This is a genomic window from Parapedomonas caeni (genome assembly GCF_041060555.1).
Lineage (GTDB): Bacteria > Pseudomonadota > Alphaproteobacteria > Sphingomonadales > Sphingomonadaceae > CAUJIW01.
On record NZ_JBEUDS010000009.1, the window covers coordinates 121,235 to 130,708 of the forward strand.

Here is a 9,474-nt window from a genome sequence, read left to right on the forward strand (position 1 = left end):
CCCCAAGTTCGCGGACCGGTCCCGGGACCGGGCTGGTGCCGGCGTCCTTGTTCGACATGAGCGCTACGCATCCGGCGTGACCCGTCTATTACGCTTTTGTTGCAGTTCGATGACAATGGTCGATCACGGCCTGGGACCGCCGTCGCCGGCCCCCGCGCGCCCGGCCAGCGGCAGGGTGAAGGCAACCGTGGTGCCGACACCCAGCGTACTGGACACCTGCATCTCGCCGCGATGTTTCTCGACAATATGCTTGACGATCGCCAGGCCCAGCCCGGTACCGCCCATCTGGCGGGAACGCGCGGTATCGACGCGGTAGAAGCGTTCGGTCAACCGCGGCAGATGCTCCGGCGCGATGCCCTCGCCCTGATCGGCGACCTCGATGCGTACATGCGGCAACTGACCCGACGGCGGCGAATCGACGACCGAAACCGTCAGCGTGATCGACGTACCGCTGCGGCCGTATTTGAGCGCGTTCGACACCAGATTGTGCAGCACCTGGAGGATCTGGTCGCGGTCGGCGATTACCGGCGGCAGCGACTCGGGGATATGCTGTTCGATACGGCGGCTGTCGGCCTCCAGCCGCATCGCCAGCGTCTGGCCGACCTGGGTCAGCAACGGCCGCAGGTCGAGCGGCGTCGACGGCCGCACGTGCTTGTCGAGCTCGATGCGCGACAGCGAGAGCAGATCGTCGATGAGGCGGGCCATGCGCGCCGCCTCCTGCGCCATGATGTCGAGAAAGCGCACCCGGGCCGCCTTGTCCTCCGACGCCGGCCCCTGCAGCGTCTCGATGAAGCCGATCAGCGTCGCCAGCGGCGTGCGCAATTCATGACTGGCGTTGGCGACGAAATCGACCCGCATCCGTTCCATCAGCCGGGATTTGGTGACGTCCCGCATCGCCACCAGGATGCGCCCGTCATCAAGGTTGAGGACGTTGGCGCGCACGGCGAAGGTGCCTTCGGTGGGCGACAGGAACTGCACCTCGCCCTCCGCCGGCTGGCCGGTCAGCGACACGCTCTGGATCGCTTCCACCGCGCCGGGCTGCCGCAGGAACACGGTCAGCGTCTCACCCTCGATACCCGCGCCCAGCAACGCCCGCCCGGCGGCGTTGGCGCGCAGCACGATCAACTCGCGATCGACAATGAGCAGCGGCTCGGCCACCGCCTCGATCAGCTGCCGCACCTCGTCTCGGGCGGCCTGCTGTGCCAGATCAATGTTGATACGCTGCAACCGGTCGATGTCGCTGGCGCGCTCCCGCAGGTCCGAATCATAGGCCAGCACCAGGATCAGCGCCGCCGCCAGCACCGCGCAGACCGCGGCGCTGATCGGCTCGGCGGCAGCACCGACCAGCCAGTAGGCCAGCGCGGCGGCCAGTGCGGCAAGAGCCAGACGTTTGAGCAGGCGGCGGTTCAGGGGGTCCATATCATGATGTCCATCGGCGACTCGGCTGAAGCGAATGAGACCAGGCAGTCCTCCACGACCCGTTGCAGCAGGGCGGAAACACCGTCAATCGTCGGTATCCTTTACAGAGGCGATGTTGCAACTTCTTAACAAATCTGGATTATTGAGCAGAATCAGCAGATTGGCCATCTGGTATGGTTCTTGCTGCTGTTTTCATGGACATGAAGCTGGCATGGGTGATGTGCTGTCATCAATCGTGCCTATGTGATAGAAAGCAGCCGGGCAACCGACTGCGGATGAATGTGGGAAAAGGTGAAGCGATGAGCGACCAGAACTCGGACAACAATGTGGCGTCGCGGCGCCAGTTGCTGAAGCTGGGTGCCTTGGCGGCTCCCGCCGTGATCACGCTGAACTCGGCGCCGGCGATGGCGCAGGCCGTGTCGTCGACGCTGATGTGCGAAGTGCCTTTCCCCGAGCGCGGCCAGGAGCGGCTGTGCCGCGACGGCGCCACCCGCTACTACCCGGGCGGCTATGTCGACGGTCAGGGCTATGTCTGCGGTCAGGATGCGGAGTTCAAGCCGTCGACCCATGGCGGCGGCAGCATCGACTACGCCGGCCAGACCTTCAACGGCAACCAGATCGTCAACCAGCTGGCGCCCAATCGCTTCTCCAACCCGCAGAAGGCCTACTACAACTACGTCAAGAAGTTGCAGCAGGGCGAGTATGGCTATTCCTGCTTCACTTCGTTGAACAACCAGGGCCTGCTGCCGTAAGGCGTCATCGCGGAATGTTCAGGTTTGCGTCAGGGCGTGGGGCTCTTCTATCCTGACCCCACGCATTGAGGCAGGCTGTGAGCGAGCGTTACATTTCCCACATCCATCGCGACTGCGTCATCCGCGAGGCGGATGGCATCCATTTCCTGTATCATCGCCCGGCTGGCCAGACCCATATCCTGCCACCGCACGCCTACCTGCTGCTGGAGGCGGCGGCCGCCGCGCCGGCCAGTTTCGACGACCTGCTGCGCGCGCTGGCAACCGGCTACGCGCTTGATGGCAGCGCCGAGGAGCGGGCGGGCCTGCTGGAACACCTCGCCACCCTGATCGAGGCCGGCCTGATCGAGACCATGCCATGAACGGCGGGCGGCTTGCGTCACGCGGCGGTCTGGATTCGACCCTGCGGGTCGGGCCGGTGCGCTATCGGCTCCGCACGCCGCTGCCCTCGGTCGCCCGCGATATCCGTGCCGCCTATCAGGGCTATCCGTTCGACGACCCCGACGACTGCGCCGAGTTCGAGGTGAACCTGCGGCCCACCCGCTGGTGGCGGCGGTTCATCCGCCCGCAGATCACCGTGCGCACCGACATCCACACCCCCATGGTGCCGCTGCCGGGCAGCATGGGGCTGCTGGCGGCCGAAATGGGCATGAACCTGCAGGTGGCGCTGGGCATGCGCCGCTGCCTGCTGCTGCACGCCTCGACGGTCGAACGCGACGGCCTGGCCTACATCTTCCCGGCCGGCTCGGGTTCCGGCAAAAGCACGCTGTCGGCCGCCCTCGGCTTTTCCGGCGACTGGCGGTTCATGGGCGACGAATTCGCCCTGATCGACCTCGATACCGGCCTGGCGCTGCCGTTCCCGCGGCCGATCTCGCTGAAGAACCAGTCGATCGCGGTAATGCGCGCGCTTGCCCGCGACGGCGTGTTCAGTGCCGCCTTCGAGACCAGCCACAAGGGCACCATCAGTTTCCTCACCCCGCCGGCCGACGCCATCCGCCGCATGAACGAGCCCGCCCGGCCCGCCGCCATCATCTTCCCGACCTTCGAGGCCGGCGCGGCGCCCCACGGCGAGGCGATGACACGAGCCGACGTGTTCGTCCATCTCGCCAGCTCGTCGGCCAACTTCGACTTCCTCGGCGAGGCCGGCTTCGAGACCATGTGGCGGCTGGCCGAAACCTGCCCCGGCTTCATGCTGCGCTATGGCTCGACGGCGGCGGCGATCGAACTGGTGGACGCGGTGCGACGGACGGTGACGCCATGACCGGACGCCCGGCCCTCCTGCTGGCGCGCCTGCTGCGCGCGCCCGAGACCGATCAGGGCCATACCCCCGCCACGTGGTCGGCGATCCTGCGCTGTGCCCGCCATGAGGGGCTGGCGGGCGCGCTCGCCCACCGGCTGCGCGAGACCGGACGCTGGAATGACGTGCCTGATCAGGTGCGGGCGATCCTGCGCAACGCCGAGATCGACGTCGCCCATGGCCACACCCGTGCCACATGGCGCGCGCGCGGCATCGGCCGGCTGCTGCGCGATGTCGGCTGCCCGCTGATCCTGCTCAAGGGCACCGCCTATGTCGCCGCCGGCCGACAGGCGGCGAACGGTCGCTCGGCCGGCGATCTCGACATCCTGGTGCCGCGCTCGTGGCTGGGCGCGGTGGAGGCTCGGCTCGCCGACGCCGGCTGGCGTATCGTCGCCACCGACCCCTACGACATCGCCTATTATCGCCAGTGGATGCACGAACTGCCACCCATGGTGCATGAAACCCGGGGTGGCGAGCTGGACGTGCATCACACCATCCTGCCGCTGACCCACCGCCTGCGGCCCGACGCGGCGGCGCTGGTGGCGGCAGCCCAGCCGCTGCCGGACAGCGACTGGCGGGTGCTGTGCCCGGCCGACATGGTGCTGCACAGTGCCGTCCACCTGTTCTGTGACGGCGAGTTCACCAAGGGGCTGCGGAACCTGTGGGATCTGCACCAGCTGCTGATGGAGTTCGGCCGCGACCGGCGGTTCTGGGACGATCTGGTGACGCGCGCCCGCCTGCATGGGCTGGAGCGCCCGGCGGCCTATGCCCTGCGCTACACCCAGCGGCTGTTTCATACCCGGGTCGAGGCCGGCGCGCTCGCGGCGCTGCGGCCGGCGCTGCCCGATGGCGCGGCGCGCGCGCTGATGGACGCGCTGGTGCTGACCACCCTCGCCTCGGCCGGGCCGGACACGCCGGGTCCGGCGGCACGCGCTGCCCGCTTCCTGCTGTATGTCCGCGCGCACTGGCTGAAGATGCCGCCCGCCCTGCTGGCCCGCCACCTGTGGACCAAGTGGCGGATGCGCCGCCAGGGCACGCGTCGGGGCTGACCGCACGCCGACCCCCGGCGTCATTCGCCCGGCCGCGCACCGGCCTCGATCAGGACCAGCCCAGCCGCCAACGACAAGGCACCGAAGATCAGCCGCGCCTGCCGCGATTTGCCGTGACCAGCGCCGGCTGCAACGTGTCGTAGTGATCGATCAGCACATCGGCGCCAAGTTCGGCCGGCGGCACCGGCGTGAAGCCGAAACTCACCGCCACCACCGGCACGCGCGCGGCCCGCGCCGCCGCGACATCGACAGGCGAATCGCCGACCATGACGCTCGCCGCCGGCGCCTCGCCCAGCCGGGCGATGGTCTCCAGCAGGTGGCGCGGGTCGGGCTTGCGCACCTCCAGGCTGTCGCCGCCGAGGTTGACGCCGAAATAGCCGGCCCAGCCCAGCGCATCGATCAGCGCCACGCTCAGGCCGACCGGCTTGTTGGTGCACACCCCCAGCGCGATGCCGGCCTCGCGCAGTGCCTGCAACTGCGTCTCCACCCCCTCGAAGGGTCGCGAGCCGACGCACAGGTTGCGGCCGTAGAAGTCGAGGAACGCCGGCAGCAGATCCTCGACCTGCTCGGGCGTGCCGCCGCCGGTGTGGGCCAGGCCGCGCTCGATCAGCTTGCGCGCGCCGAGCCCCACCATGTCCTTCACCGTGTCGATGTCGACCGCCGGCCTGCCGGCCAGTCCGAGCACGTGGTTGGTGGCCAGCGTCAGGTCGGGTGCGGTGTCCACCAGCGTGCCGTCGAGGTCGAACACGACGCAGCGTGGCAGAGACGGGTCGGCTGTCGGTACGGTCATGGTATGTTTCGGGCCCGGTTATGGAATTGGCAATGGTCCTGTGGCACATGGCAGGCAGAGAGTGCAACTGACGCGCAGAGGATGGAGGGGTTCCATGACGCAAGGTCTGGCCGGGCCAGGGGCCGCCGGGCAGGCGCCCACGGCGGCACCCGTGGCGGTGATCGTGCTCGCCGCCGGCAAGGGCACGCGGATGAAGTCGGACATGCACAAGGTGCTGCACCCGATCGGCGGGCTGCCGATGGTGGGCCATGTGCTGGCCGCCGCCGATGCCCTGGGCGCCGAGCGCCGGGTGCTGGTGGTGGGTTCGCTGAAGGAGCAGGTGGAGGCCGCCTTCGGCAGCCGCGCCAGCATCGCGCTGCAGGAGCCGCAGCTTGGCACCGGGCATGCCGTGCTGGCCGCCCGCGAGGCGATGGCCGGCTTCACCGGCGATGTGCTGATTCTCTATGGTGACGTGCCGCTGGTGCGCGCCGACACGCTGCGCGCCATGCTGACCCGACTGCACCTGCCGGTGGGCGGGCGCGACCCTGCCTGCGTGGTGCTGACCTTCCGCCCGGCGGACCCGGCCGCTTACGGTCGCGTCATCGTCGACGGCGACGGCGCCATCGCCAAGATGGTCGAGTTCAAGGACGCCAGCGCCGACGAGCGCGCCATCACCCTGTGCAACTCCGGCATCATGGCGGTGCGCGGCGACCGGCTGTTCGCGCTGCTCGACCGCGTCACCAACGACAATGCCGCCGGCGAATATTATCTGCCGGACATCGTCATGCTGGCCGCCCGCGACAACGAGCCGTCGGTGGTGGTCGAGACCAGCGAGGATGAAGTGGCCGGCGTCAATTCCCGCGTCGAGCTGGCGCAGGTGGAAGCCGTGTTCCAGGCCCGCCGCCGCCGCGAGGCGATGCTGGCCGGCGCCACCCTGATCGCGCCGGAGACGGTGTTCTTCGCCCACGACACGGTGATCGGCCGCGACGTGGTGATCGAGCCCAACGTGGTGTTCGGTCCCGGCGTCTCGGTCGCCGATGGCGCGGTCATCCACGCCTTCTGCCATCTGGAGGGCACGACGGTCGGCCCGCGCGCCGAGGTCGGGCCGTTCGCCCGCCTGCGCCCCGGCGCCGAGCTGAAGGACAAGGCCAAGGTCGGCAACTTCGTCGAGATCAAGAAGGCGGTGCTGGAGGCCGGCGCCAAGGTCAACCACCTCACCTACATCGGTGACGCCTGGGTGGGGCCGAAGGCCAATGTCGGCGCCGGCACCATCACCTGCAATTACGACGGCTTCTTCAAATACAAGACGACCATCGGCGCCGGCGCCTTCATCGGCTCCAACACCGCGCTGGTGGCGCCGGTCACCATCGGCGAGGGCGCCATCGTCGGCGCCGGCAGCGTGGTGACGCAGGATGTGGCGGCCGATGCGCTGGCGGTGGCCCGCGGCGCGCAGTCGGCGAAACCGGGCTGGGCGGCGCGTTTCCGCACGGCGATGACGGCGAAGAAAAAGGCAGGATAAGCAAGATGTGTGGCATCATTGGCATCATTGGCACTGAAACCGTCGCCGACCGGCTGCTCGACGGCCTGAAGCGGCTGGAATATCGCGGCTACGATTCCGCCGGCATCTGCACCCTGGTCGACGGCCAGCTGACCCGCCGCCGCGCCGAGGGCAAGCTGAAGAACCTCGAACGCCGGCTCTACGACGAGCCGCTGCCGGGCACGCTGGGCATCGCCCACACCCGCTGGGCGACCCATGGCGCGCCCACCGAGTACAACGCCCACCCGCACGCCACCCGGCATGTGGCGCTGGTGCACAACGGCATCATCGAGAACTTCAAGGAACTGCGCGGCGAGCTGATCGCCGCCGGCTGCCACTTCGAGTCCGAGACCGACACCGAGGTGGTCGCCCACCTGATCACCCGCGAGATCGAGCACGGCGTCGCCCCGGTGGAAGCAGTGCGGCGCAGCCTGAAGCGGCTGCACGGCGCCTTCGCGCTGGCCATCCTGTTCACCGGCCACGACGACCTGCTGATCGGCGCCCGCCGCGGCAGCCCGCTGGTGCTGGGCCATGGCACGGGCGAGATGTATCTGGGCTCCGACGCCATCGCCCTGTCCGACCTCACCAACCGCATCTGCTATCTCGAAGAGGGCGACTGGTGCGTGCTCGGCCGCGACGGCGCCCAGGTCTATGACGAGCACGACCAGCCGGTCAGCCGGCCGGTGACGCTGTCGACGGTGAGCGGCGGCCTGATCGACAAGGGCAACTACCGCCACTTCATGCTGAAGGAGATCCACGAGCAGCCGACCGTGGTCGCCCAGACGCTGGGCACCTTCCTGCAGCCGCTGGAAGGCAAGGTCGGCCTGCCGGCGCTGCCGTTCGATCTCGCCACGGTATCGCGCGTCGCCATCGTCGCCTGCGGCACCAGCTATTATGCCGGCATGGTCGCCAAATACTGGATCGAGCAGCAGGCCCGGGTGCCGGTCGAACTCGATATCGCCTCGGAATTTCGCTACCGCGACCCGGTGCTCACCCCCGGCGGGCTGGCGCTGTTCATCTCCCAGTCCGGCGAGACCGCCGACACGCTGGCAGCACTGCGCCACTGCAAGGCCCACGGCCAGCACACGGTGGCGGTGGTCAATGTGCCGAGCTCCAGCATGGCCCGCGAGGCGGACGCCGTGCTGCCGACCCACGCCGGCCCCGAGATCGGCGTTGCCTCCACCAAGGCCTTCACCTGCCAGCTCGCCACGCTGGCGGCCTTCGCCATCGCCTTTGCCCGCGCGCGCGGCGCCATCGATGCCGGCCGCGAGGAAGCGCTGGTGCAGGCACTCACCGAAGTGCCGGCGCGGATGAACGAGGCGCTGGCCCACGACGAGGCGGTGTCGGCCATCGCCCACGGCGTCGCCAAGGCCACCGACGTGCTCTACCTGGGGCGTGGCCCGGACTACCCGATCGCGCTGGAAGGCGCGCTGAAGCTGAAGGAGATCAGCTACATCCACGCCGAGGGCTATGCCGCCGGCGAGATGAAGCACGGGCCGATCGCGCTGATCGACGAGACGGTGCCGGTGGTGGTGGTGGCGCCCTCAGGGCCGCTGTTCGACAAGACCATCTCCAACATGCAGGAGGTCATCGCCCGTGGCGGCCAGGTAATCCTGATCTCGGATGCCACCGGCATCGACGGCCACGGCGACGGCCTGCTGGAAACGCTGGAAATGCCCACGGTCGACGGCTTCATCGCGCCGCTGGTCTATGCCGTGCCGGTGCAGCTGCTGGCCTACCACGTCGCCGTCGCCAAGGGCACCGACGTCGACCAGCCGCGCAACCTCGCCAAGTCGGTGACGGTGGAATAGCGGGCGCGGGCGAACGCCTGCGCTGGAATAACCCGACCCGCCTTAACCAGAGCCCCGCGTCACCCGGCGCGGGGTTTTGATTGTGGCTGAATGAAAGTACTGTGGCAGGTCAGGCCCGAATTCTCGATAAGGAACAAACCGTGGCCACGCGATCTATTGTACGTCGCTTCTCTAAGCAGATCATCTACATCCGAGAACTGAGCCTGGATCGCGTTCATCGTTGTCCAATATCACAAGGACTTGGCCGACTCCTACAATTCTTTGAATTAGCGATGATCGAGGGCTACGACCGCGCCGCCTCAGCGGCGATGTGTCCTGCCAGCGTGGTGACAAACGTTTTCAGGCTAGTGAGCTCGGAAAGCCCGCAGAATTCGCCCGTGGCCGAGGCAGAGCGTGGCGACGCCAAGAGTGCGGCGGCGGTGTAGAGATTCTCTTTCACCAGCCGTTCACACAGCAAATCGTACCGCTTCAGGTACGATGCGCCTTGGAATTCCGGGAATACCGGGAAATGCGGCGAGCGGTCACGGACAGGCAAGCGCGAACGCGGCTCATCCTCCACCATCATCAGCCAGCCAAGGAACGGCTTGGGTTGGTTGCCAAGTGAGCCTTCGCGATAGGCCGTCCAAAAATCATGCGCCGTGCCGATTGCTTCCTCGGTCCGGTTGTTGAAATTGTTGCCAAAAGACGGGCCAACCTGACTCTTGAGCTCAACCGCGGGTCGCGTCCGTCAAGGTGGTGTAATTTCGGCTGTGGCCGTGGGCCATCGTCAGGCGGCTTTGGCGGTGATGTGTAGGGGCTGATTTTCCTCCTCGATCATGGGTTGGTTGAGTTCGGCCATGCCTT

General features: G+C 67.9%; 8 protein-coding genes and 1 pseudogene. 6 read left to right on the forward strand and 3 right to left on the reverse strand.

Going from position 1 to position 9,474, the window contains the following annotated elements:
* Positions 1-123: 123 nt before the first annotated feature.
* On the reverse strand, positions 124-1,419 hold the full coding sequence (locus ABU113_RS08490; protein ID WP_454559074.1) for a sensor histidine kinase: 1,296 nt from the start codon (positions 1,417-1,419) through the stop codon (positions 124-126).
* Between the two features lie 299 nt (positions 1,420-1,718).
* Between ABU113_RS08490 and ABU113_RS08495 the strand changes: the two genes are divergently transcribed.
* From ABU113_RS08495 to ABU113_RS08510, 4 genes are all read left to right on the forward strand, one after another.
* Positions 1,719-2,171, forward strand: a complete 453-nt coding sequence (locus ABU113_RS08495) for a hypothetical protein (protein ID WP_454559075.1) — start codon at positions 1,719-1,721, stop codon at positions 2,169-2,171.
* Positions 2,172-2,248: 77 nt separating this feature from the next.
* Positions 2,249-2,530, forward strand: coding sequence for an HPr-rel-A system PqqD family peptide chaperone (locus ABU113_RS08500; RefSeq protein ID WP_454559076.1), 282 nt, complete (start codon positions 2,249-2,251; stop codon positions 2,528-2,530).
* Positions 2,527-3,429: an HprK-related kinase A gene (locus ABU113_RS08505; protein ID WP_454559077.1), complete on the forward strand. Its 903-nt coding sequence runs from the start codon at positions 2,527-2,529 to the stop codon at positions 3,427-3,429. The genes ABU113_RS08500 and ABU113_RS08505 overlap by 4 nt, the downstream gene beginning before the upstream one ends.
* Positions 3,426-4,514 carry a nucleotidyltransferase domain-containing protein gene (locus ABU113_RS08510; protein ID WP_454559078.1) on the forward strand — a complete coding sequence of 363 codons (1,089 nt, stop codon included), beginning with the start codon at positions 3,426-3,428 and terminating at the stop codon, positions 4,512-4,514. The genes ABU113_RS08505 and ABU113_RS08510 overlap by 4 nt, the downstream gene beginning before the upstream one ends.
* Positions 4,515-4,602: 88 nt before the next feature.
* Here the strand turns inward: ABU113_RS08510 and gph are convergent, their stop codons facing one another.
* On the reverse strand, positions 4,603-5,304 hold the full coding sequence (gene gph / locus ABU113_RS08515) for a phosphoglycolate phosphatase (protein WP_454559079.1): 702 nt from the start codon (positions 5,302-5,304) through the stop codon (positions 4,603-4,605).
* A gap of 94 nt (positions 5,305-5,398) precedes the next feature.
* Between gph and glmU the strand changes: the two genes are divergently transcribed.
* Together glmU and glmS are read left to right on the forward strand one after the other, a co-directional pair.
* Positions 5,399-6,802 (forward strand): bifunctional UDP-N-acetylglucosamine diphosphorylase/glucosamine-1-phosphate N-acetyltransferase GlmU, encoded by a 1,404-nt coding sequence (glmU, locus tag ABU113_RS08520; RefSeq protein WP_454559080.1) that lies wholly within the window; start codon positions 5,399-5,401, stop codon positions 6,800-6,802.
* A gap of 5 nt (positions 6,803-6,807) precedes the next feature.
* Positions 6,808-8,631 (forward strand): glutamine--fructose-6-phosphate transaminase (isomerizing), encoded by a 1,824-nt coding sequence (gene glmS, locus ABU113_RS08525; protein WP_454559081.1) that lies wholly within the window; start codon positions 6,808-6,810, stop codon positions 8,629-8,631.
* Between the two features lie 283 nt (positions 8,632-8,914).
* On the opposite strand, the pseudogene ABU113_RS08530 reads toward glmS, so the two are convergent.
* Positions 8,915-9,334 (reverse strand): annotated as a pseudogene (locus ABU113_RS08530) (PaeR7I family type II restriction endonuclease); the annotation flags it as partial.
* Positions 9,335-9,474 lie beyond the last annotated feature (140 nt).